This is a genomic window from Membranihabitans marinus (assembly GCF_019802045.1).
In the GTDB taxonomy this organism is placed as follows: Bacteria; Bacteroidota; Bacteroidia; order Chitinophagales; family Saprospiraceae; genus Membranihabitans; species Membranihabitans marinus_A.
Genome location: NZ_JAHVHU010000020.1, coordinates 13712 through 40056, shown reverse-complemented (window position 1 = coordinate 40056; position 26345 = coordinate 13712). Strand labels below are relative to the sequence as shown.

Sequence of the window (26345 nt, the reverse complement as noted above, 5' to 3'; positions counted from 1 at the left end):
GCAATTAAATAAAAAAACCGGCATCCCATGTCACTGGAAATGCCGGACTGATCATCTGTATCGGGCGGGTAAGGACACTTAATCCTGACGTAGAACTTCTAAAAGCGAAGTTTATCTCCCGTCATGGAAATAGGGAGGCGCCCCAACTCTTTAGTACGGTTTTCCTGTCCCGGCGATAAGCCAGGGCTTGGACCAAGAGCTGTTTTTTTCATCTTGCGAATACTGCGTTAATTGCAGATCCTCGATTGCTTTTGATACATTTTGTCGATTAAAATTCAACTCATTACTACCGTAGGTATAACGCAACGGTATCGCCTGCCGTTTAGCCAGATCGCCGGTACTCAGATCTGGGAATCCGGTTCGACGATAATCAAACCAGGCCTCCTGTGTAGCGGTCCAGCTTGCAATCCATTTCTGGGTAATCAACTGCTCCAGCGTACCATCGTATACCACGTTGGGCTCAGCCAGGTATGCCGAGACCTGATCGCCAACGGTCCACTCTTCCAGAGAAGCGGTTATGGCGTTGTTATAATGAGTTTCTGCACCATTGATCCATCCTTTTTGTGCCGCCTCAGCCAGGAGAAATTCCACTTCTGCATAGGACATCAACCGGGCATTGAGCAAGGGTCCTCCGGCATCCCGGTAGCGATCATCCAAGTAGGATACAAAACTATTCTGGGAGGTTTGACCCGGCGTAGGGTTAAGATTGTAACCCGAAGGCAACCTCAACTGCGTTGGCAGCCCCACATAATCCAGATTGGTGTTCATATTGTTTTTTTCAATGGTATCCGGATGCATATATCGAATCCCGTCGACAATGGTATTGTTTGGAATTTCAGTACTTGGTTGGGTTGGTATCTCAACGGGCTCAAACCAAATATCTATACGTGGGTCATTGCGTTCGCGCAAGGCCTCTACCAGTGTTTCGGCTGGTCGAATACGTCGAAAGTTACTACCATTTGTACCGTCAAACACTGTATTAGCCGGCCAGGCTGAGGCGTCGTTGGACCCGGGGTACTTCATATACGCGTTGTCGTCATTGCTTGTAAAGATGGGCGCGCTTTGTGCAATGTTTGCAAATTCGCTGGACACATCTTTTTTATTGGATATTCGCATCAGATAGCGCAAGCGCAGTGAATTCGCGAATTTTTGCCATTTGGCAGGATCTCCATTGTAAATAACATCTGCAGCGGGAAAGATTTCTTTGTACGAGTCTTTATCTGCAGCCAACAATCCGGCAGCTTCTTCCAAGTCAGCCAGAATTCCCTGATAAATAGTCTCCTGACTATCATAAGCTGGCAATAAATTTTCATTGCCACCTTCATCACCATTCAAGGCATTGGTATAGGGTGCATCCCCCCACAGATCAGTGATCTGAGCAAACAGAAAAGACTTCATGACAAGTGCCACACCTTGGTGAAACCGAAGGTCGTTTTTGACCGCTTTTTCATAAACCTTTTCATTATTTCGCAAGATATTGTAATAGTGCCCCCAATTTTCAGGACCCCAATCATAACTATTGTGTCCTCCAAACCAGGCATCTTTTTGAGTATGTTGCATGACACCAGCCGCATCTCCATAGCCGAGGTTGTTGTACGTCTGAGCGGTCTGAGTCAAGACCGTTGACAGAATCAGATTCGCATTGGCTTTCTCGATATCAACCCCATTGGGATTGACATTGAGCTCCGTGAGATCCCTGCATGATTGCACGAAGAGTCCTAGTGTCAAAGCCAGAAAAACAATCGATAATTTATTTAAATATTTCATAATCATATTTTATTAAAAGTTAGCTGATAGCTTGATTCCTATCGGTAATACAAACGGCGTTACATTGTACCGTTCGATTCCTTGCTTGAATCCATATCCTTCTTGCTGGAAAGCGCGTTCCGGATCAATTCCAATATCGGCTTTGGTCCACAGTATAATATTTCGACTGTATACCGAAACCGCCAGATTGTCCATTCCGATACCCTCTGTCAAGCTACTTGGCAACGTATACGACAAGGATATTTCACGCAATTTGATAAAAGACGCATCAAACATAGCGCTCTTACCAAAGCTCCAGGGATAATTATCGGCCAAAGGAATATACTGTGTTCCTTCACCTCCCAGATTCTCCACGTACCGAATCAGATTCCCATCGTCATCATATTCACCGATGACACCAGGATTGAACGTTCCACTCCCCACAGGAATACCTTGGTAGTTAATTTCATACCCGCCCATTTCTGGCGTAGGTCCGCCAACGACCGTCGTACTGTTGACAATCAGTTCATCAGCATTGTTTTTGAGATATTCGGCAATGCCGGCTCTGCCTCCAGGCACATTGTCCGGATTGATGACTTCGTCCAACTGTCGCTGTGTAGCAAAATCAGACTCGGAATATCTGTACGTTTGCGAAATAAAGTCACCACCTTGTCGCCAATCCATTACGGCACTGAGTCGGAAATTTTTCCATCGCAATCCTGTTTGCATCCCGATAATAAAATCTGGATTGTAATTACCGATCTTGACCAAATCATTGACACCACTCTTATCATCCCAGCTTCCAGATCCATCCAAAAGCGGCCAACCATAATAAGGTGAATTTGGATCTTCAACCGTAACCAGTTTACGATCATAAATATTTCCAATGTCTTCACCTACCCAGGTGTATGCACCGCCTTTGGCATCGCTCCAAAATCGGATAAAGTCAATTCCATCAGCTAGCTCATCAATACGTGTCCGGTTAAAGGTGTAGTTAAAATCTACATCCCACGAAAAATCATTCGTGGAAAAAACCGTGGAACCAATAGAGAGTTCGACCCCCCGGCTACTCACCTGCCCGGCATTGATCAGTTTACTGCCATACCCCGAGGACTGGGGCAAAGCCAGAGACAAAATCTGATTTCGGTTCTCCGATTCGTAATAGGTTACATCAAAACGGAATTTGTCTTGGAACAAAATCCATTCTGTTCCCACTTCTATAGAAGAAATAATCTCGGGTTTCAGATCCGGAGTCAACAACGTACCAGAAGTGGACAATCTCGTCACACCATCCCATGCACCCGCGTTACCAAGCGTTGACTGCAACCGGTAAGGACCAGTGTCATTACCGACCTGAGCCCAGCCACCGCGGAGCTTGATCATATCGATGTTGTCTCCCATTTGGAAAATATTATTCACCAGCGCACTCAAAGTAGCCGATGGATAAAAATAAGATCGATTCGCTTCCGGTAACGTACTGGACCAGTCATTCCGTGCTGTAACGTCAAGATACAACATATCATTATAACCCAGACTAGCCATTCCATAAGCACTATAGATGGCTTTCTGACTGCGGTAATTACCATATTGAAGATTGGATGGGGATATATTGGATAAGGTATAAAGATCAGGGATCACCAATCCACCTCGAGTAGACTTCGCAGAATTACCGTTGTATGTCTGATACATGGAATTTCCACCCACTGACGCTCGCAGTGAAAAATTTTCAAAATATTTGTCATAAGCCAGGTTAACCGAGGTATTACTTTCCATTCGAGCCAGGCTTTCAATGCCATAAGTTCCTCTCGAGTTCCGATCTTCACTATAGGGGATCTGACTGCTGCGGTCTTCATCGTATCGATCCAGGGCAAAGGTCAAAGATGCCGTCAGATCGGGTGTTAACTTATAATCGGCTTGTGCATTTCCAAAAACCCGATCCCGCGTAAATGCATTTTTCACTTCATAGGCCAGAAAATACGGGTTGTTGTGATCAGGAACCTGGTATTGCTGGATGCCTTCCTGTCCTTCAGCCCAATAATTCTTGAGATCCAAAATATCTACGTGACCAGATACTTTATAAGCCCATTCCAGCGGATTCGTGCCCCGGTTGGTGGCCGGAATACTATTGGATTTGGATCGTCCGATATTAATATTGGTGCTTACGTTCAATTTTGGGTTCACTTCATAGGACCCACTTACATTCAGGGAATTCCGGAACATATCCGAATTGGGTACAATACCCCGGTTGTTCATATTCGTATAGGAAACCCGGTAGGCACTGCTACCCGAACCACCGCTAATCGAAATATTATTCGTATTGGTTATACCCGTTTGGACAAAGTTGGCGACATTGTTGGGGTGAGAAACCAACGGGGTCGGTATTTTATTTCCATTTTCATCAACAGGACTGTTCCACTGTATGGCCTTCTGACCAATGTCGAGTTGAGGACCCAACCGGCCGGCACTACCTTCATCGATGACCAACGGTCCACCTGTCAGATTCTTCCACTGCTCTTCCGTAAAAGGAGTTACCCCTGTGGCAAAAGAATTGTGCATTTTAAGGTATTCATAGGGTTGATCAAACACCGCACTAGTGTTGACCGACACTTTCATCTTTTCGTTCTTTTTTCCGGTTTTGGTGGTGATCAACACGACCCCGTTACCAGCACGTGATCCATACAGCGCAGCAGCTCCGGCTCCTTTAAGAATCGAAACATTCTCGATATCTGCAGGATTCAGATCCGAAATTGCGTTACCAAAATCGACCACATTCCGGGATCCAACCTCTTGGGTGTTGCCGCCCAATGAATTACTTACAGGCACCCCATCAATTACAAAAAGCGGTTGATTATCACCTGTCAGCGAGGAAGCCCCACGAATAATCATACTCACCGAAGAAGTAGCAGAACCACCAGTAGAATTGATGGTCACCCCAGATACCCTTCCGGATAAACCGTTGAGCACATTTTCTTGTACGACTTCATTGAGTTTGCCGCCATCCACCTCTTCAACAGCATACCCCAGCGATTTTTTGTCGCGGGATACGCCCAGCGCGGTAACAACCACCTGGTCCAATGTCTGAGAACTGGATTCCATGACGATATTAATGGTCGACTGACCATTGACATTGATTTCTTGCTTGACATAACCGATATAGGTTACTACCAATACGGCATCGTCATCAACATCCTGGAGGGTATACATCCCATTAAAATCCGTTGAAGTTCCCTTTGAACTTCCTTTTACGAGGACATTAACCCCCACCAGCGGTTCATTGCTTTCATCGGTAATCTGACCGGTGATTTGATCTACAGGTGCCGGGCCAGCATGCGCTCCCAGTGGGAGCCACAGAGCTAATGCCAAAATCAACACCGAGTTCATACAAATTTTTAATTTGTGTTTCATCATTGTTATTTTTTAATAAAAAAATTGATCTATAAAATCATTCATCTTCAAAACCTTCACAGCATAAGAAATTACTCGAAGGTCTAATGTTAATTCCAATACTTAATTTTGGGTCGAAAGCTCCCAAATTCACAATAAAGATATCGCTGAATACACGAGCTTTAGACTAAACCTATATGAAGTTTTGATTAAATTTGATCTACCAATGATTTACAACGAATAGCACAGGAACCTGTGCGCAGAACCGTCTTATTCAATCCAAACCAGCAACTACTGGTTTTATGCATCCAATAACCATTCGCTATAAAGTCTTTTCACATGTACTTCATTTTAGGGTATTACGGCTGACTCTGATTCAGAATGTTACCGCTGATCCAAATTTAAAAAACAATTAACCTTTCATTTATGTAAATAATAGCCATAATTTATATTATATTGGCTTCCTCAATAGAGAAAGTATGATTACAGGGACCGAAGGATCAATATTTCACTATCTACAGAATTTTTATTGGTTATAAACCTTTAAATAGAATATAATTTTTGTGAGAAAATCTTAAACTCTGATTAAAGGTCAACGCCTATATATAGAACGTATTAAGACACCAAATTCCACACCATGAAACCCATTCTTCGAAAAGTTGACTCCAATGCCGAACACTCGTTTAGCGTACGGGAAAACATTTATCCATTTCTATACAATTATTGGCACTATCATCCCGAAATTGAGCTCACCTACATACGAAAGAGCTCAGGAACCCGATTGGCCGGGGATAGTATTGAACGGTTCACTGATGGCGATCTAATACTTTTGGGTTCCAACCTTCCTCACATGTGGCGAAACGATGACATCTATTTTGATCAAAACAGTGATCAGCATATTGAATCCATCGCTATTCATTTTAAACAAGATTTCTGGGGAAAAGAGTTTTTAGCTATTCCCGAACATCAACATATTCAGAAATTACTTAATGCCGCAACTCGTGGATTTCAAATACACGGAAAAACACATGACACCATCGTGAACAAAATGGAAGAGATTCTCCATTTGCATAAAGCACAACGGGTGATTCATCTGCTGGATATGCTGGACATCATTGCCCAATCCAATGAATTGAACTACCTCGCAAGTCAAGGGTTTGTAGATCAATACAAAATAGACCCCAATGATAAGATCAATGAAATCTATCAGTATACACTGAGCAATTTCAAAAATGGCATTACCATTCAGGATGTTGCAAAACATGTTCACATTAGCCCCAATTACTTCTGCCGGTATTTTAAAAAAAGAACCTCCAAAACATATATTGAGTTTGTGACAGAATTGCGGGTGGGCTATGCCTGCAAATTGCTTCTGGAAAACAATCTCAACATTAATCAGATCTGCTATGAAAGCGGATTCAATAATGTGTCCAATTTTAATCGCAAATTCAAGGAAATCACCAAACAATCGCCCAGTCAATACTACAGGGCATATAGCGAGAAAAATCAAAATCCGCATTTACACCCCAATGTCGTGGCCGATTTACAGCAAGATTAAAAAAAGCCTTTTTTACACCTTCTATAAAAGAGCAAAGCCATTGAGTTTATGATTCATATCAGAGAAATGAAGGATGAAAAAGATATTGAAGGGATGCTGGCCTTGCAGAAAAAACACTTAATGGTTCCAGAAAACGAGAACGAGGACTGGTCTGATGGTTTCGTGACCCTGGAGCATAACCCTGAAATTCTTCGGGCTATGATGATGGAATCTCCGCAAATGGTAGCTGTTGATGAAACCGGTGTCGTCGGGTACAATCTTTCCATGTACCCCCATAGGGCGAAATCATTTCCAGTACTGAAACCGATGTTAGCAAATTTTGAAAAAGTCAATATCGGTGGAATAGCCCTCTCCCAATATCCTTATATGATCGGCGGTCAATGCTGCATCGATGCAGCGTATCGGGGCCGAGGTTTGTTGGGATCGCTGTATCGGGGGACCAAACGTAAAATTGAATCATCTTGTGATTTTATTGTCACAGAAATCGCCCGCAGTAATCCAAGATCTTTGCATGCGCATTTGAAAATCGAGTTTGAGGTCGTTCACGAATACGCTACGGAGCACCAGGTCTGGGATATTGTGTTGTGGGACTGGAGTAGTTAGACCCTTTTTTCATTCTTTCCAAAAAAAATAGACACCAGAAATCCGACCAAAAAGATCAGGGTCGTAGATAAGACAATCGTCAGATAACTATGCAATCCTGATGTTTCTCCGGAATCGGTAAAAAACGGAAGTACGTTGAGATACACGATTAGCAATAAACCAGCAACGACACCGGCAATAGCACCGACCTGTGTAGTTCGCCGGGCAAAGGCTCCGAGCAAAAACAAGCCGAGCATCCCCCCACTAAAAATAGAGGCCAATGACCACCAGGCGTCCAGGGCACTTTTGACATTAATCATTGCCAATGCAACAATCATTCCCAGCACAGACAATACTGCTGAAGCAACATACAACGCACGCATCGAATGATCCTTACCCGTTTCTTTTGCAAAAAATCGCTTGTAATAATCCGTATAAATCACCGTAGCACCGCTGTTGAAGCTGGTTGATACTGTACTCATCCCGGCTGCAAAAATAGATGCGATCAATATCCCGGTCATCCCGGCCGGCAGTTCTTGTACTATAAAATAAGGGAAAACCTTGTCACTCTGGCCTTCTCCCATCAGATCTGTAGGTAATGAACCGCTTGTCTGGTAGTATACATAAAGCAAGGTACCGATCAACAAAAATCCTAAAGAAACCGGAATATAGAGCAAGCCTCCCCAAAGCGCAGATTTACCCGCATTCTTGTCCGACGATGATGCTACGTACCGCTGGACATAGTTTTGATCAATGCCATAATTCTGCAGGTTGATAAACAAACCGTAAATCAGCACCACCCAAAATGTGGGCGCGTCCAGTTCCAATCCATAACTGCCCAGAGAAAACTTCCCCGACTCTTGTCCCACCGTCACAAACGTATCCCAACCACCAGGGATATTCACCAGCAAATAAACGATACATATCAATGCGCCGCCAATCAACACAATCGCCTGTATGGCATCGGTCCAGATCACCGCCTGAATACCTCCCATGATCGAATAAATCAACACAGAAATACCTGTGAGCAATATGATAAAAGGGATGTTCCAGTCTGTGATGGTGTGGACCGTAATAGCCAAAAGATACAATATCGTTCCTATGCGCATTACCTGGGTCAAAAGATAACACGCTGATACATAGATTCGAGCCCACAAACCGAATCGGTTCTCCAAAAACGTATATGCTGAAGGACTGTTAACACGCCGGTACAAGGGTACAAAATACCGGACTGCGATAAGCGCCGCAATAGGCAAAGAGAGACTAAAAACGAACACATTCCAATTTCCCATATACGCACTGCCGGGAAGAGCGAGGTAGCTTATACTACTCACAAATGTTGCAAAGATTGACAAGGTCACTGCCCACGCCGGGAACTTTTGATTACCAGTGGTGAAGGCATCTGATGATTTATTTTTTGAATAAAAAGAAGCACCAAGTAGGATAATACCGATCAGATAGGTGAAAAACAGAACGTAGTCAATCGTGGTCATCGAGTAGGGTTACAGCTGTTTAAAAAATATGGAATCTCAGTCATGCACTCCCAATGATGGCATGATTTTTTGATTCAATCGCAGTAAAAATATTATAATATTTCTGATATCCTATCATTCGGCCGGTTTTTCACGCTTAAATCCCACAAACACCTCACAAAATAGTATTATCCTTTCCTGGGCTAGTACTTTCTTAAGGAAAGTGCCCGTCCCAATACGTTGGGGACCACCTCCAGACATTGAGCATTTTCCAAAAGCAGGATGCTTTTGCTACATTAACCAGACAGACACATATGGCGATTACTATTTAAAAACTGTCATACACCTGAAATAGCTTACTGCACGTCACTAAAAAAAGAGGCTTCCTAACCTAAAGTACAGCGCCCTAACACCTAACAGCGAAGCGTCCTAACACCTAACAGCGAAGCGCCCTAACACCTAACAGCGAAGCGTCCTAACACCTAACAGCGAAGCGCCCTAACACCTAACAGCGAAGCGCCCTACACCTCCACTACTGCTCATCGATCGTTGCATCCCGAGCCAGATCGGCTTCATCGGGCATGGATGCCAATTGATTGTCAAAGTAAAACAAAGATTCATCAGTAGCTTTGGGTCCCCCGGCAATTTTGAGCTTATCGAGCAGATCCATGACCATCGTTTCTTCTTCGATTTGTTCCTGAACGAACCATTGATTGAAGTTCCAGGTCGCCCAATCTTTTTCTTCCAGGGCAAGATTGGTGATTTTATATATAGCTTCCGTATTTTCTACCTCGTGTTTAAAAATCTTCTCCAGGCAATCCTGAAGGTTCTTCGGATCGGCCGGTGGTGCATCCAATGCGGTAATGTTGACCCGTCCTCCGCGCTGCATAATATATTCCATGTATTTAATCATATGGTTGCGCTCTTCATGGGAATGACGGAACAAAAAATTGGCGACACCTTCGTACCCTGCCTCATCCGCCCAGGCTCCATAAGATAAGAAGATCTGTGCGGCCTGCGCTTCATTCTTTACCTGCTCGTTGAGGATGCCAACCATTTCTTTTGATAATCGATTTGTGTCCATATTCTAATTTTTTTTTCAAAATATAGAAAATAACAGAAAACAAAAATCGATCAAGTCTGGATTATCAAAAACGTAGCTATTGTGTCTGGTTTTTAAGGAAATCCACTAAAGATGCAAATTCTTGGAAAGACAAAGCGTTTGCCAATCCGGATGGCATCATGGAAGATTCAAGTTCATTTCGCTCCTTAATATCGTCCTTTTTCAGGGTTGTGGCTGCACCAGCAATATTTCGGATCACCAGTTCATCCGCAGATTCTTCGGTCACAAATCCGACGTATATTTTTTCATCACTGGTACGAATCTGAACGGTTCCAAAGCCCTGTGAAATCGATGCACTGGGCTTGAGGATTGATTCAGCTATTTGGTGGCGGTTCATGATGGAACCAACCTGTCCCATAAAAGGCCCCTTCATCACTTCACCAGGCTCCACATTGTGACAAGTCTGACACCCCTGCTTTACAAACAATTTTTTCCCTTCGTCCACATCTCCCTGGATTCTATCCAACGCAAGCATCACATCTTCGATGGAGGACTTCCCGATCTGTCCTTTTTTGTTCCGAATTTTTTCCAAATCCGCTAAGGGTTGTTTTTCCACGGGTTTTTTAGGCTCCAGCTCACCAAATGATTCTATCCCCAATCGATATTTACTATTAAGGACCGTAAACCTGTCGTGATCTGATGATGGCGTGTTTCGTCGTGCCTTGATGAGGAAATCACGGATCTGCGGCGATGCATTCCACTCTACCGCTTTGTAATATGGACCGTGTGTATCGGGTCGGGTTCCCCACCACCAGGATCCGTCATAGGGGGCTTCCTGATGGTACAGCCGGGCCAGCAGGGTCAGAATGTCCGCCCGGAACTTCGCATCATCACTTTCCTCATACCATGCCATCAACCTTTGAGGCACTTTTGGGTCATGAATATACCGCAGTGCCCAAAGAGCCAATGGGTTTCTATCTTGTTCAACGGCATCCAGCAATTCATCAACGGCATCCATTCGTACCAACGCGCGCACAGCCACATGAGCGGGAATAATTTCCGAATTGGGAGTCGCATGTGGACCGTCGGTACCGATTTCAGGTGCCTGAAACGAATCCGGCACTTTAATCTCAAGCAGAGCAGATGCGGTTTCTTTTCGCTCCATACGGCCCAACCCGATAATCGAAGCAATTTTGACCCGGTCATTGTCGCTTTTCAACCCGGACAAATAAGGTTCCACCGGGACCTGATCGATCCAATCCAATCGGTCCGTCATTGCTCGAAGCGCATATTCTCTCATAGCCGGCTCTTCTGAAAGTTCCACCAGATTGTCAATACCTGATGCCCCGGCCATCTGTGCATAAGTATACATGGCTGCTACACGAGCCTCCATGGGCAGAGAATCATCTTGCACCAGTTTCCAGATTTTTGATGCAGCTTCAGCCTGTTCATGGACCAGCACATACGAAGCATATTGCCGCGCAATCGAACTACCCGATTTTAACTCTTCGATCAACCGGGACACTTTGGCGTTTTTCAAACTGGCGTAATAGCTCGGTTCAAAACCTTCGGGAATCACCCGAACCGTATATCCTTTATCTGGACTTCCAGAATACCCTGCGCCATCCCAGGCTGATAAATACATAATTCCCGAAGCATCCAAATCGACATCAGTAATCTGAGGCAATTGAATAAACTTTTTCTCTTGCTGCGTAAAACTCCCGCCGGAAGGCGTCACCGGATGCATGTACAAATGGCTTCGCCCCCAATCCGCCATCAAAGGCACCTGATTGTATGCCTCAGGCCACCGGTCGTCATCCATGTAAATAGCACCAGTCCCCGAACCACCGCCGACATCGACCAGACCGGGAATGATTTCTTCCGTAAAATGTTTAAATAACATGGGGTACCCATATTCTCCGGACTGGATGTGGTCCGTGAAACGGATGTTCCAACCACCTCCGTCATTCGTGTTGCCACGGGTAAAAATATTCATGTATGGATCAATAGCTACATCGTAGATGTTTCTCATCCCATGGGTATATACTTCCATACCGGTCCCATCCGGACGTACCCGAACAATCCCTCCACCGAGCTGGGTCAATGTGGTCCCCGCTCGGTCCACTGCATTATGGAACCCAAAATCACCCACTGCAATATAGATCCACCCATCAATTCCCATCCGTATACCATTGGTGGCGTGATCGGTTCCGCGTTCCCGCAAATACCGGGGAGCACATATATTTTCAATCAATATGTGAGGCGGACCGTCCGCTATCCCATCACCATCCTTGTCTTCCAACCGGATCAGATCCATACCGGTTGCTTTTTTGGTTTCTTCTGAAAAGGTCGTGTGCAGCACAAAAACCTGATCATCGATCGCGATAATCCCACGTGGATCATCCAGCACAGCAAATTCAGTGTGTGAATCCACAATTCCATCCTGGTTGCAATCCACTAAACGCACAATTTTTCCATTGCCCATTTCCTTCCCCAGGGATCCGATCATATCCACACCAACATACACTTCACCGGTGGGCGCTACCGCCATACAAGCCGGACTGGGCGTCAGATCCGGTCCGGAGAACGCATTGAAGACCAGGTCTTCCGGCCATTCCAGGTTGTTTCTCAATGAATCGGTAAGGAAAGAAAGAGCATCTTCGGTATTGGGTTCACAGGGAGGCCGTTCCTCCTGGCAGCCTAGGATAAATAAGCCGGGCATGAAAATAAAAAGAATATTTCTTACAATCTGTTTATGACAGTACATGCGTTGTAATGTTTAATTTTTAAAGTAAGATGTGCCGATCCGACACCAGCTCAGATCTCTACGCTAAGCTTTAACAAATCCGGAAGAACAGCCCAATCTGTAAAAACTCATGGTCCTCAAACCACCCAAATGTAACTGATTCCCCCGACTACGACAAATATTTTCCAACGATGGGCATTCGGCGCCCCATTCCAAAAGCTTTCCGGCTGACTCGTAGAACAGGCGCCGACTGGTGTCGTTTAAACTCATTGCGATTTACCATCCGGCAGATCCGGCGCACCAGATCACCATCAAACCCCTCTTCAACGATGTCCTCGGGGCTTTTTGATTCTTCGATGTATTTGTATAAAATTTCATCGAGGACTTCATAATCCGGTAATGAATCACTGTCTTTTTGATCCGGCCGCAGCTCTGCCGAAGGCGGTTTGAGTATCGTATTCTCCGGGATCACTACTGTTTGTCGGTTTATATATCGGGAAAGTTCAAAGACCTCTGACTTGTACAGATCACCGATCACCGCCAGTCCTCCCGCCATATCCCCATACAAGGTACCATACCCCACCGCCGCTTCACTTTTATTGGAGGTATTGAGCAGGATATCCCCCATTTTATTGGAAACAGCCATCAACAGCACACCCCGGATCCGCGCCTGAATATTCTCTTCCGTGAGATCAAAAGGTCGTCCTTCAAACAACGGTTTCAGGGTTTCATTAAAAGCGGCATACGGGTCATTAATATTTACAATATCATAGCGAATACCCAGGTTCTCTGCCAGTTGCCGGGCATCCGTGATGGAATGATCCGATGAAAAAGGTCCGGGCATCAGAAGGACCCGCACATTATCAGCACCCAGCGCATCGACCGTCAATACGCAGGTCAGTGCAGAATCCAACCCACCGGACAAACCTATTATCGCCCGCCGAAAACCCAGTTTTCGGAAGTAATCACGGATCCCAAGCACCAGCGCCTGATGGATAAGATCCATCTTCCCTTTAGACTGCACGGCAGGCTTGGTCGTCCGACGTACTTCATCCAAATCATACACCCGGAGTGTGGGCTCAAAGTAAGGCATTTCATCCACGATCACCCCGTCCTGGTTCGCCACGATCGACCCACCATCGAATATGATTTCTGTCTGAGCCCCGCAATGATTAATGTAAAAGAATGGGATCTTATAGCGGGCCACATTGGCCTTGACCACATTAATCCGGCGTCCGGCTGCATCAAAATCAAAAGGCGAAGCAGACAGATTAATCGCAAAATCCGGATTATCCTTCATCATCTCATCCAGCGGGCTGATGGTGTACATGGGATTTTCGTTGCCCACGTTCCAGATGTCTTCACAAACCGTCAGTGCTATTTTTTTTCCCTGGAACTCCCAGACCCCCCATTCACTGGCCGGTTCAAAATAGCGGTACTCATCAAATATGTCGTAGGTCGGCAATAAAGTCTTATGCTGCGTGAAAACGATTTTTCCCTGATGGATCACCACCGCTGAATTGTACAAATCTTTTCCTTCCAGGACGGGGTTTATGCGGGGAGATCCTACCACGATAGCCAGGTCGTGCGAATGGGGTTTGAGTTCATCAATGGCTTTATCGGACAATTCGATAAAATCTTCAAAGCCCAAAAAGTCGCGCGGTGGGTATCCCGTGGTGGCCAACTCACTAAAACAGACCAGGTCAGCCTTTTTCTCGCGAGCCTGGTGGATCGCATCGATCATTTGTCGGACGTTCCCTTCAAAATCACCGATTAGATAATTCAATTGAGCAATGGCTATTTTCAAAATGTATTGTTTTTATATTTTTCGACGTAAAAGACTTTTAACAAGAGCCTAATTTATAAAACGTTTTCCATTGGAAACCCATGGAAGTTATCGGGTCATAAACTGTGGTTCCATGTACAAACCCACCACCATAAGATCATGTTTTCGTATTCGATTAGCACCAAATTTATAACCATATTGGTCTACCTGTCTGAAAAAACTATCCATAATAAAACGTTCATCCCAAGATGGTTATCAAAAACCACTTACTCCCTGTAGCAGCAAATTTAATCGCTGACCGCGTAGGGCAAAGCTTTAGCGGTGGTGTAACAGCTTGTTTAGTCCCCGGCTCCTTCACAATTCCAAGAATCCACTGTCTTTCAAAACCCTAAAAGTACGGGAAAGGAATTAATTTTATTTACTTTGACTTGTGAATTAAGCCTGATATGTATGATACGTGGTAAAAAAGTGATCGTGGTCATGCCGGCCTACAATGCTGAAAAGACCCTGGAGATGACCTATGGGGAAATCCCTCATGACCTTGTCGATGAAGTCATCCTGACCGATGATTCCAGCAAAGACCGCACCGTGGAATACGGACGTCAACTGGGGATCCGGCACATTCTGGTTCATGAAAAGAACCGGGGCTACGGCGGCAATCAAAAGACCTGCTACGAAAAGGCGCTTGCTTTAGGTGGGGAGATCATCATCATGCTGCATCCCGATTACCAATACACCCCGCAGTTGATCCCGGCTATGGCGTCCATCATCGCCAATGACGTATATCCTGTGGTGCTCGGTTCGCGTATTCTCGGACGGGGTGCCCTCAAAGGCGGTATGCCGCGGTACAAATACATTGCCAACCGGTTTCTCACCTTCGTTCAAAATCTGCTCTTACGTCAGAAGCTCTCCGAATATCACACCGGATACCGGGCTTTTGCAGCGGAAGTATTGCAAAATCTGGATTTGTCGGCGAATTCGGACGACTTTATCTTCGACAATCAGATGCTCGCTCAGATCTTTTATAAAGGCTACGAGATCGGGGAAGTCACCTGTCCCACCCGTTATTTTGACGATGCTTCCTCCATCAACTTCCGCCGCAGCACCCGCTATGGCCTGGGCGTACTGAAAACCTCCCTACTCTATCGGTTGAACAAATGGGGCTGGGTGAAATCCCGGATTTTTCACTCTGGTTGAGGGCGTGGTTAAGTTTGATTTGGTATTGGGATATGTTACAAAACAAGCAAGAAAAGAGCGACATTTAACTCAAGCACAGCTTGGTCAACTCGTTGGGGTGAAACAGCACAAATTTCAAAAGTAGAAGACTTCATTTCTCCTTCACTATCAATTTTACTAAAAGGATCATCGATCAAAGAAAGCTATGAACTCTTGCGCTGAAGTCTACCAGGATACCTTTATGGTTATCAATTGCCGGCAGACAGGCTTCAATGTCAGCGTGCGGACAATTCTGAAATCTACAATCTAAATTCATAAATTCCCAGATTCTGATAGTCCCCGATCTTTTCCCCGAGGTACGGTGCGATGGTCTCCGGATCGTCCGAGGCTTCATCCACGATCACATATTGGACGCCATACTGCTTGTACTTCGCCATCTTTTCGTCCAGAGAAAACGCCCCAAATCCAAAGGATGAAAACCCCTTCTGATCCATGAGATACAGCGAAATATTGATGCTAAGATCGGAGTAGGAGAGCACCCGGTCTTCCCGGTTGATGCCCAGGCTCCGGAGGTAAGGTTTGATCGTTTCGTAGGCCTTTTCATGCTGTTGATAATCGTAGTGAAACCACCTCCAATGCTGTATCCGCGAATCAGCTATCACAAAGTTGTACTGGAGCCATGGATCTTCGGCATCGTACTTCATCCGGTTGGTCAGTGCTGTCTTGTATATCAACAAAGTGACAACGAGTACAGCAAACCCACGCACCCATTTATTTTTCAAAAGGAGACGGAAATGCGCTTTTCCCATATCGAGAACTGCTAACAGTAACACAGGAATGATGATGAGCAAATTGGTCAGGTAATAATCATGAACGGTAAAAGCCTGATAAAACAACAACACAAATCCCACCAATCCAGCTGAAATCAACAAGGTTAACTGCAGCCAGAATCGCTGCCCTTTCTTATAGTTCCAGAGTAGAATCCCGAATAGTATACCACACAGCCACAAACCCTGGCGGATAAAATAAGCCGGCAACAACGTATGCGTCAGGTCCCACCATATGCTCCGGATGGCTTCTCCGTCCAGGTCCCAGATGGGAAACAAACCCGTCAGAAAAATCCAGGATACATTGGCTTCATTATACCGGTTCGCATACCCATACCACATAATCAGTCCACATCCCACTACGACATAAGGCCACCAAGCACTCCACCGGGTCAATTCCCGGTGTAACCGTCCCCGAACAGCATATTTCCCATGCAACATTCCCAGAGCAATAAACAAAATCAATGCACTGACCTTGATCAGCCCAGCTGCCAGGAACACCAAAAAAGCCAGGTAATATGCCCATCGTTTGCGGTCGACCACCCCCAGATAAGCCAGGTATCCGGCAGTCAACGCCAGTCCGAATGCCGGTGCATCGGCCATAAAGTTGTTCGTATAATAAGCCAAAATGGGAGACGAAAAAAGAAAAAGTGGAAGCGCCACGGACCAGAATGGCGATAAAGTTACCCGAAGTGTCAACCGGAATAGCGACCACAACCCCAGAAATACCAGCAGGATGTTGATCAAACGAAACATCCAATACTCTTTACCAAACCACCGCCACAGCTTTGCTACCGAATAATAAATAATCGGACACTCACTTACCGTTCGTCCATCGGCTTCACCCACCCAATGGATGGCCGGCTCCAAGAAAGGTCGGTCTTCGACATAAAAATTTTGGGTGATCGAAAGACAATCGGCTTGGCGCCATTGATGAATAGAATAGGGCCCTTTGGAAAGAATTTCCGGGTAATTATAGCTCCACGCTACCGCGAACAACAACATCCAAAAGATAAAATGGCTACGATATTTGAAGAATTCATTCAAACTGTTCTGTGATTTAACCCGATAATTGCAGTGCCTTTCAGGGACTTGTACGGAATAAACACCCTATAGCATGGGGGCTCTCGCGGTTTTGACTTGCTTTATTGGACATTCACTTCATTAACCACCGTTGCTTGAGCCACTGGTACCGCTGAGTAGCTTCATCAGACGCGGATGGATGTGGTCTTGTTTTTCTCCTCGTTCCTACATTTAAAATTGCGTCGTCAATTCCTATAATTATATTTTATCCCAATCGCTAGGTGTCATCAACCGTCAAATATCGGATATTTTTTACTTTTGATCTATGAAGTATTTCTTACAGCTCATGTATGACGGCCAGGCCTATGCCGGGTGGCAACGACAACCCAATGTCACTAGTGTCCAGGCAGTCATCGAAGACCGGATGAGCCGGATGTTGCAGACCGAGGTCGCCATCATGGGATGCGGCCGTACGGATAGTGGAGTTCATGCATTGGACTTTTTTGCCCACACGGTCGTTGAGGCCGTACTCGATGATTCTTTTCTTTTTCGTCTGAACAACTTTCTGCCCCGGGATGTAGCGATCATTAAAATCTGGCCCGTGCACGAAGAGGCCCACGCTCGCTTTGATGCCACCGAACGGTCCTACATCTACCATATTCATTCTCACAAAAACCCATTTCGGGAAAAATACTCGTTCTACTACCGCCGGGCCGCTAATTTCTCCCTCGACACGCTCAATGAATTCAGCCAAAAATTGACCACGTACGAAGACTTCCAAACCTTCGCCAAAGTGCACTCTGATGTCAACCACCACCGGTGTCAGCTGTCCCGCTGTGAATGGCAGGAGTCCCAGGATGGCATCGAACTTCACATCACCTCCAACCGATTTCTACGAGGAATGGTCCGGCTAATTACCGGTGCAAGCCTGCGCTATGCCGAAGGCAGAATCACTATGGAAGACCTGGAAAGAGCGATGTCCCGGGGCGAGCAAATAAAAGATATCTGGTCCGTACCGGCGCATGGACTGTTCCTCAGTGATATTCGATATCCATATATCGAGAAATCAATGAAATCAAAATCTAAGATCCAAGATCTATAATCCCCCTACCGTTCAGGATACAACGGAAATTCATTCATATAGGTATTGATCGTGGTCTTGGTATCCGCGATCATAGTGTCATTGTCGGGATCCTGAAGAATAACATCGATCCAATCAACGATCTGACGGCAATGATCCTCGGTCAATCCACGGCTGGTCACCGCCGCAGCGCCCACCCGGATACCGGAGGTCACAAACGGGGATTCGGTATCAAAAGGCACCATGTTTTTGTTCACGGTAATGTCGGCTTTCACTAAGGTGTTCTCCGCTTTTTTACCGGTCAATCCTTTATTTCGAAGATCGATCAGCATCATGTGGTTGTCGGTCCCTTCGGAAATCACTTGGTAGCCTTTTTCTACAAAACGTTCTGCCATGGCTTGTGCATTCGCGATAACCTGCTCTGCATAATCTTTGAATTCTGGCTGCAAAGCTTCCAGAAAAGACACCGCTTTGGCCGCGATTACGTGTTCCAAAGGTCCACCCTGCATACCCGGGAAAACGCCGCTGTTGAGAATGGACGACATCTTAATCGGTTTCCCTTTCCGGGTTTTGCGCCCCCACGGATTGTCAAAATCTTTACCCATCATTATAATTCCCCCCCGGGGGCCCCGCAGGGTCTTGTGGGTGGTACTAGTGACGATGTGGCAATGGGGCATCGGGTCATTCAGTTTTTTGGCCGCGATCAACCCGGCCGGATGAGCAATATCCGCCATTAACAGCGCACCTACTTCATCCGCTATAGCCCGAAAGGCTTCATAATCCCAATCTCGGGAATAGGCTGATGCACCAACAATAATTAGTGCAGGCTTGGTTTCCAGCGCTTTTTCACGCACGTGTTCCATCTCTACCCGACCTGTTTCCTTGTTCACACCGTAATGCTGCGCATCAAAATGTTTTCCGGAAAAACTGACCGGTGATCCGTGGGTCAAGTGCCCGCCATGCGATAAATCAAATCCTAAAATCGTATCTCCAGGTTTGAGCACGGCCAGATAAACGGCTGCATTCGCCTGGGATCCGGAATGCGGTTGAACATTGGCATATTCTGCACCAAAGAGCTCTTTGAGGCGGTCTATAGCCAGTTGCTCTACTTCATCGACCACTTCACATCCTCCGTAGTACCGCTTTCCGGGATAACCTTCTGCGTATTTGTTTGTCAGGACGCTCCCCATGGCATCAATAACATCGCTGCTGCAAAAATTTTCAGAAGCGATGAGCTCTACTCCACTGCGTTGTCTGTGGAGTTCCTGCTCGATCAGTTGGGCTATTTTAGTATCTTTCATTCTGATTTTAGATTTGAGAGTGCAAAGGTAGCGTTTTCCAATTAAATTCCGGATTGAATAGATTGATTTTGTGGGGCCTTTCATTAAATTTGACCCGACTTATGAAAACACCATATCAGAAAATAGTGGTTAAGGTCGGTTCCAATGTCCTGAGTCAGGAAAATGGAGCCCCCGATCTGTATCGGATGAAAAGTCTGGTGCAACAGATTTCCGCACTTTCCCAGGCCGGGCTCGAGGTGATTCTGGTTTCATCCGGCGCAGTAGCTTTTGGACGCAGCTATGGTTTGATGATGGATGCAAAGGACGAAATTGCCCGGCGACAGGTGTGGGCTTCTCTGGGACAGGTCAAAATGATCCGAGAATACCAAAAATTTTTTGAAGCCGAAAATATGCTTTGTTCTCAAGTGCTGGTCACCCGGGACGATTTCCGCAGCCGGCGTCATTATCTGAACATAAAGCAATGTATCACCCAGTTAACCGCACAGGGAATACTCCCCATCATCAATGAAAATGATGCCGTTTCCGTAACGGAGCTCATGTTCACCGACAACGATGAGCTGGCCGGCCTTGTGGCAGCCATGGTAGGCGCGGATGCCTTAATCATTCTATCCAATGTTGCTGGTGTCTACAGTGGAAATCCCCGGGAAGCTGATTCTGTATTGGTAGAAAAATTTCATCCGGATGAATCCATTTCAGAGTCCATTCTTATCGGCGGCCGCTCCAGTTTTGGTCGCGGAGGGATGAAGACCAAGGTGTACCTGGCCCGAAAAACAGCCCGACTGGGGATCGCTGTCCACATCGCCGATGGAACCCACCCCGATATACTTCGCCAGGTCTTAGAGGGCACCACACCGCACACCCATTTTATTCCATCCGACACCAAGGATGGCCGTAAAAAATGGATCGCACATGCCCAGCATTTCACGGCGGCACGTGTCACGATCAATGAAGGCGCTGTAAAAGCACTGCAATCTTCACACGCCAACAGCTTGCTCCCCGTAGGTATCACGGCTATAAACGGAAATTTTTCCAAAGGTGATATTATTGAACTGGTCAACACCGCTGGTCAAATTATCGCATTAGGACGGGCGCAGTACGCTTCAGAACTCGCCCAGGAGCGCATCGGTGAGAATCATCAAAAACCGTTGGTGCACTACGATTATTTGTATGTGGTATAAGTAGCTGTTGATCGTCAGGGTTAGATCAAGGGGCATTGATGGTGAAATGATTGTGAATTTTAAATTTTTAGTTTTGAATTGAGATTGGCAGCAGAGGACCTGTAGCAACAAGCGAATCAAATGGGGCTCTTTTTATACCAGGCCAATTCTATTTTTATCTTCAGAACACACCGTAATCGTCTCCAGAAATTAAGCAATCATCCAAACCTCCTGACAATTCCTTACCTTTGTGACTTGGGAGAAAATGAGAAACAGAATCTGAAATCTGAATGAGTTACAAAATTAAAGAAATGTACTACACCCTCCAGGGTGAAGGTGGTCAAAGCGGTCGGCCGGCAGTATTCTTACGATTCTCCGGATGCAATCTCTGGTCCGGGCGTGAAGAAGATCGCCACAAGGCTATTTGTCAATTTTGCGACACCAATTTTTGGGGCACGGATGGTGAAAATGGAGGTAAATACGCCACGGCGGAAGAAGTAGTTCGGCAAGCAACAGCGTTATACCCGGATGGCTTTTCGAAGAAGTACGTGGTATGCACCGGTGGCGAACCCATGCTTCAGCTGGATCAACCGCTGGTCGATACGTTCCATCAGTATGGTTTTGAAGTAGGCATCGAAACCAATGGGACGATCAAAATCGACCTTCCGCTGGACTGGATCTGCGTGAGTCCTAAAGAAAACACGGAAATCGTTCAACGAACGGGCGATGAGTTAAAAATCGTCTATCCACAGGGCGGCATGAATCCAAAGGATTGGGAAGACCTGGAGTTCACACACTACTACATTTCTCCCATGGATGATGATCATACAGAAGAAAATATACAGACTTGCATCGCGTATTGCCTAAAGAACCCGGTTTGGAACCTCAGCTTACAAACTCACAAGATCATCCGTATCAAATGATCAGGAAATCACCTCATGGCGGACATATTGATATAGCAGGGCCTCATAAAGCGGATGTTCGTGCATCAATTCCTCATTGGCTAAAAACACAATCTGTTCGCGGGCACGGGTCATGGCGACATTGAGTTTTCGATCAACGCCTTCCGGGGTCATCGATTCCTTCAGCAGATGTATCTGTGACAGCGAATTGATGCAGTACGATATGATAATCACATCCTTGGCCCCTCCCTGATATCGTTCGACCGTATCCACCGTAATTGCATTATCTGACAAACCTGCTTCGGCCATAGCATGTCGGATCGTTGCGATTTGCGCCCGGTAAGGAGTAATTACGCCAATTTCAGAGGCTGGTAAATCGGGTCGGATCGACCGGAGGGTTCGGATAATGGTCACAATCCGGTCTGCTTCTTCCGGATTGATTTTATGGTTGATAAAATTCTGGCTCTTCGTGGGAATAAACAGGTTTCTATGGGAAATCAGCACGCGTTCAAGCCTATTTTCCACTTCCCGGACCGGTTCCAGTGCTGTGGTCTGCTTTCCACCCGGAAAAGGCAGAATTTCAAGAATATTTTCATAAAAATAAAGATTGGGGTAGGTCATCAAATCCTGATGCATTCGACCCTGGTGGGTCAATATTCCATATGCCCATTGCCATTCGTTCTTTTGAGCCAATTTAAACAATCGTTCAAAATAAGAATTGGACAGGTAGTACAGCCCAATTTCATGAAGACAAGCTACATCCGTATAAGTCTCATCAAGTGATTGATTCACTACAGCCGGAAGCTGTTTGTGATCCCCGATTAGGATATAAGGAATTCCAAGACTCAGCAAGCTGATCAGCGCGGGTTCCAGGATCTGTGACGCTTCATCAATAACTAAATAGTCGAACCCGATGAGATCAAACAGTTCATCTTGTCCCGAAATGGAAGCAATCGTACCGCACACCACCCGACTTTTTTCCAGCATTTCAACTAATTGAGCCCGGCTCCTTAGTTTCTGATTGCGCTCACGCATCAACAGATGACGGTATTCAGGATCCGTCCCGTACCGGGAACCAATCCGAAGTACCTGGTCCTGATCAATATGCTCAATCCCCAGGACAGCTCCACAAATCTCATCCACAGCTCGATTGGTATACCCCACCAATAGAATCTTTAGAGCCGGATTACGCAATTTTTCTGCGACAAAATTTCGCAGCAAAACACTCGTTTTACCAGTACCGGGAGGGCCCCACAGCAAATAATAATCTTGGATCGCTTTCATTTCATTTAGGGCGTGCTGCTGTGTTTTGGTCATCGAATTACACTCGGTCGATTCATCGATTACCTCCGGACGTTTGGGTGGGTTGAGCCCAAGAAATACTTTTGCTTCCCCAGGCGGCATATCCAATAAACGAATCAGGGATTGATTCATCTGGCGGAATGAACTGTCCAGATGATCGTGTTCTATATACCACGACGTTCCCTCCAAAAATATCGGTCTATACTGACGCGCACGCAGCCTGACTACCACATGCTCTGCGGAAATCTCCACCAGAGAACACCGAAACACCTGCCCTTGCACCGGGGAATCTTTTCGTTCAGAAGGATACGTCAATATCACATCTCCGGTTCTGAAATTGGCTAAAGGATTGGTTGCCGTGGTCTTTCTAAAGGTTACGATAGGATTCGATTCCTGGCTTTGATCTTTCTCTACTTCCAAACCTGCCAGCAATAAATATTGTTGATCCTTGTCTACTGTAGACGACGCCCACAACTGGGATTGACCTTTTCGATCCGAACTGAATGTTCCAAGCTTGGCGGTCATCTGTTCCCGGGTAAGAAAGGTCAGAAATGCATCAAAGTACGCACGCATCACAGGTTCGGCCTCTTCATAAGAGGTGTAAAAAGCCGTGCGGTCGGTGTCTGCATAGCCTACCAGATGTTCATTTTTTTCTTTCAGGATGTCGTAAAGCGTGGCGGGGTTTTTGGTCCACTGAGCCAGACGACATTCCATAACTACCAGTTGGTTCCGGACGCCCAGTGCCTCGTATTGCCAATCCTTGATAGCGGGAGCATGACGAAGATTATTACTTTCTTCAGTTGAATACAAAATAAAATTAATGGGATCCATGTCATCGGGATAAGCGGATCGGATCAGCAGGTCATAAAGCAACGTTTGAATATAGTGTGGATGATTTAATCCATAGGAATTGGGGCGAAATATTTTACCACTTTTTAGCTCGATAATTATCTTGGGCCTGGTCGGATCAGGGTGGTCATAAAGCAGGTCCAGCCGTCCCTGCAAGCCGTACTTCGGTGAATAAAAACTAGGTTCCACCGCACAGTATTCTTTTTGTACCCCGTTCTCCATGAACTCATATCGGATGGTATTTTTCAAATTTTTAAATTGTGCAGCGATCGTCTTGATATGTTGTCTCGTATCCCCATCAGAATAAGTGGCCCAGGTTAATTCATTGATGCGAAAAAGCAACGGAAGTGCTTCTTCCCATTGCATATCAGGACGAAAGATGAGCTCATCCAGCAATTGATTCACACAATTTCCGATCAACAAATGATGAGAGCTTGAAAACGGTTGAATCTTTCGAAGCAAATAATTGGAGGGCACTTCACCAAAAGGAGTAAAACACTGGGACACCGCTGTGATATCGATCAGATAATCTGGCAAAAAAACCATGGCAGCGGGAACCAACACATCCTGGCGGGCATCGACATCAAACAGTTGGACCGTAATCGGAAAATACAATTCCTGATCGGCATCCTTCAAGGCCTGAATCTGATTCCGAATACGCATCAGTTTATCCGGCCGGATGGTCACCATTCGACCATGGTAATCCACCCAATACGCCGTGTATGTAAGATCCGTTTTCTCTTTTTTGGACAATAGCACCACCTTCGTTTCAGAATAATGCACCCGGGGAATGCGCTCAACCCAAAATTCATCAGCAGGGAATACTTGGTTTTTTGTAATTTCAGCCGGTAATTTTTTTTCACTAAAATGGTGGGCGAGTTCAATGGTCAACCAATATAGGTTATTGTACTGCGGAGAAAAAGAATCGGATGATGCTTCATGATGCGTTCGCAAAATCTTAAACCCAGCAAAACGCAAATGTTCGGGAATCTTTTTCTCAATACAAAGTGAACCAAAGAGTGAATATGGCAAGATATGACTTTCAAATGACGACGGGTCATATTCTTTGATTACTTGCGACAAAAACAGAGCAAAAGCATCATATAAAAGGAAATATTTATCCGTATCATTGGATTCCATTGTAGAAATACGATGTAAGGAATCTACAAGAATTTGCAAGACATGAGTTTTCATAAACCTCAGTGTGATCTTTTTACCGTTGACCCCGATCTTGATCCGCCACGATCAGCGCGGCAGATCCACGCCCCTTTCATTTTACTGATCCGACGATGGACGTGCTGCCGGTTTTTTTTGGCAACCATTTTGGGCCTGATTTCAAAAGTCTTTCATCGTTACCATCACAATCATAGTAACAAAACCAGCGTAATACAAGCCCTGCGTATAGATACCGGGATATTAGTTTACTTTGCACGGACTAAGATAAATGAATTTTTATGGATGTAGATAGCATGGTCCTCCATTTTGACGAAAGTCAGCTACGTTTACTCAATTACTGTTTGGGGTTTATGATGTTCGGTGTAGCCCTGGACTTAACCTTAGATGATTTTAGACGTGTCGTGAAATCTCCACGATCAACATTGATCGGAATGGTATCCCAACTCATACTGCTGCCTGTATTTACATTCATACTGGTGCTCCTCTGGGATATGCCCAACAGCATGAAGATGGGGCTGTTGTTAGTGGCTGCCTGCCCCGGAGGTAACATTTCCAATTATCTGGTCCATCGTTCGGGGGGTAATACTGCGCTCAGCATCACGCTGACATCGATAGCTACTCTACTTTCTGTGATTCTCACACCCTTTATGTTTTTTATTTATTCGCAGTATTTTTTCAAATTGCAGCATGAGGTAGCGCTCAATGTAGACATGGGCGATATGATCGGAATCTTACTCCAGCTCATTCTCATCCCGCTCGCTGTTGGCATGGGGTTTAACCGTTTTATGCCCCGTCTGACGCATCGCATCAGAAAAATTATCAAACCATTATCAGTCCTTTTGCTTTTGATAATCATCGTGATTGCTTTGTCACAAAACATCTCCAATGCCAAAGAGTATCTCCCATTGGTATTTGCTTTGGTTTTGATTCACAATGGAGGCTCTTACCTCATAGGGTACTTCTTCGCCAAATGGCTCCGTGAATCCGAAGAAAATGCCCGTGCCATTGCATTCGAGACAGGAATTCAAAACGCCGGTCTGGGACTCATTCTTATCTTTAATTTCTTCAATGGCTTAGGTGGAATGGCTTTGGTGGCTGGTTGGTGGGGTGTCTGGGATCTCGTTTCGGGGTTTTTCCTATCCGAGTATTGGTCAAGAGGAATCATCGGGCGATTCGTTAAAAAACTGAATTAATAAAACAATCTTATATTTGTA

At 45.6% G+C, this 26345-nt stretch carries 16 protein-coding genes; 7 read left to right on the top strand and 9 right to left on the bottom strand.

Features of this window, described 5'->3' with window-relative positions; translation table 11 throughout:
• Positions 1-150: 150 nt before the first annotated feature.
• Both KUV50_RS17520 and KUV50_RS17515 read right to left on the bottom strand, forming a co-directional pair.
• On the bottom strand, positions 151-1767 hold the full coding sequence (locus tag KUV50_RS17520; protein ID WP_222581491.1) for a SusD/RagB family nutrient-binding outer membrane lipoprotein: 1617 nt from the start codon (positions 1765-1767) through the stop codon (positions 151-153).
• 12 nt (positions 1768-1779) lie between these two features.
• On the bottom strand, positions 1780-5151 hold the full coding sequence (locus tag KUV50_RS17515) for a SusC/RagA family TonB-linked outer membrane protein (protein WP_222581490.1): 3372 nt from the start codon (positions 5149-5151) through the stop codon (positions 1780-1782).
• A 616-nt stretch (positions 5152-5767) separates the two neighbouring features.
• Here KUV50_RS17515 and KUV50_RS17510 point away from each other — a divergent pair.
• On the top strand, positions 5768-6688 hold the full coding sequence (locus KUV50_RS17510) for an AraC family transcriptional regulator (RefSeq protein WP_222581489.1): 921 nt from the start codon (positions 5768-5770) through the stop codon (positions 6686-6688).
• 48 nt (positions 6689-6736) lie between these two features.
• On the top strand, positions 6737-7291 hold the full coding sequence (locus KUV50_RS17505) for a GNAT family N-acetyltransferase (RefSeq protein WP_222581488.1): 555 nt from the start codon (positions 6737-6739) through the stop codon (positions 7289-7291).
• Here the strand turns inward: KUV50_RS17505 and KUV50_RS17500 are convergent.
• The 4 genes from KUV50_RS17500 to KUV50_RS17485 form a co-directional block, all read right to left on the bottom strand.
• Entirely contained in the window at positions 7288-8763 is a 1476-nt protein-coding gene (locus KUV50_RS17500; protein WP_222581487.1) for a sodium:solute symporter, read from the bottom strand. The genes KUV50_RS17505 and KUV50_RS17500 overlap by 4 nt on opposite strands.
• A 511-nt stretch (positions 8764-9274) precedes the next feature.
• Positions 9275-9826 carry a ferritin gene (locus KUV50_RS17495; RefSeq protein WP_222581486.1) on the bottom strand — a complete coding sequence of 184 codons (552 nt, stop codon included), beginning with the start codon at positions 9824-9826 and terminating at the stop codon, positions 9275-9277.
• A 76-nt stretch (positions 9827-9902) separates the two neighbouring features.
• Entirely contained in the window at positions 9903-12572 is a 2670-nt protein-coding gene (locus KUV50_RS17490; protein WP_222581485.1) for a c-type cytochrome, read from the bottom strand.
• Between the two features lie 148 nt (positions 12573-12720).
• A complete protein-coding gene (locus KUV50_RS17485; protein WP_222581484.1) occupies positions 12721-14358 on the bottom strand; it encodes an NAD+ synthase in 1638 nt (545 codons plus the stop codon).
• Positions 14359-14787: 429 nt separating this feature from the next.
• On the opposite strand from KUV50_RS17485, the gene KUV50_RS17480 reads away from it, so the two are divergent.
• A complete protein-coding gene (locus tag KUV50_RS17480) occupies positions 14788-15534 on the top strand; it encodes a glycosyltransferase family 2 protein (protein ID WP_222581483.1) in 747 nt (248 codons plus the stop codon).
• A gap of 278 nt (positions 15535-15812) precedes the next feature.
• Here KUV50_RS17480 and KUV50_RS17475 read toward each other — a convergent pair whose 3' ends face one another.
• A complete protein-coding gene (locus KUV50_RS17475; RefSeq protein ID WP_222581482.1) occupies positions 15813-17387 on the bottom strand; it encodes an ArnT family glycosyltransferase in 1575 nt (524 codons plus the stop codon).
• 301 nt (positions 17388-17688) lie between these two features.
• On the opposite strand from KUV50_RS17475, the gene KUV50_RS17470 reads away from it, so the two are divergent.
• Complete coding sequence (locus tag KUV50_RS17470) at positions 17689-18465, top strand: tRNA pseudouridine synthase A (protein ID WP_222581481.1); 777 nt, start codon at positions 17689-17691, stop codon at positions 18463-18465.
• 5 nt (positions 18466-18470) lie between these two features.
• Here the strand turns inward: KUV50_RS17470 and glyA are convergent, their stop codons facing one another.
• The gene (glyA, locus tag KUV50_RS17465; protein WP_222581480.1) at positions 18471-19745 is read right to left on the bottom strand and encodes a serine hydroxymethyltransferase; all 1275 of its coding nucleotides are present in this window, start codon (positions 19743-19745) and stop codon (positions 18471-18473) included.
• A gap of 101 nt (positions 19746-19846) precedes the next feature.
• Here glyA and proB point away from each other — a divergent pair, with 101 nt between their 5' ends.
• Positions 19847-20923 (top strand): glutamate 5-kinase, encoded by a 1077-nt coding sequence (proB, locus tag KUV50_RS17460; RefSeq protein WP_222581479.1) that lies wholly within the window; start codon positions 19847-19849, stop codon positions 20921-20923.
• Between the two features lie 269 nt (positions 20924-21192).
• Complete coding sequence (gene queE / locus KUV50_RS17455; RefSeq protein ID WP_222581478.1) at positions 21193-21825, top strand: 7-carboxy-7-deazaguanine synthase; 633 nt, start codon at positions 21193-21195, stop codon at positions 21823-21825.
• On the opposite strand, the gene KUV50_RS17450 is transcribed toward queE, so the two are convergent.
• A complete protein-coding gene (locus KUV50_RS17450) occupies positions 21826-25149 on the bottom strand; it encodes a DEAD/DEAH box helicase (protein WP_222581477.1) in 3324 nt (1107 codons plus the stop codon). It lies immediately after the preceding gene.
• Between the two features lie 260 nt (positions 25150-25409).
• On the opposite strand from KUV50_RS17450, the gene KUV50_RS17445 reads away from it, so the two are divergent.
• Entirely contained in the window at positions 25410-26324 is a 915-nt protein-coding gene (locus KUV50_RS17445; protein WP_222581476.1) for a bile acid:sodium symporter family protein, read from the top strand.
• The last annotated feature ends 21 nt before the right edge of the window (positions 26325-26345 follow it).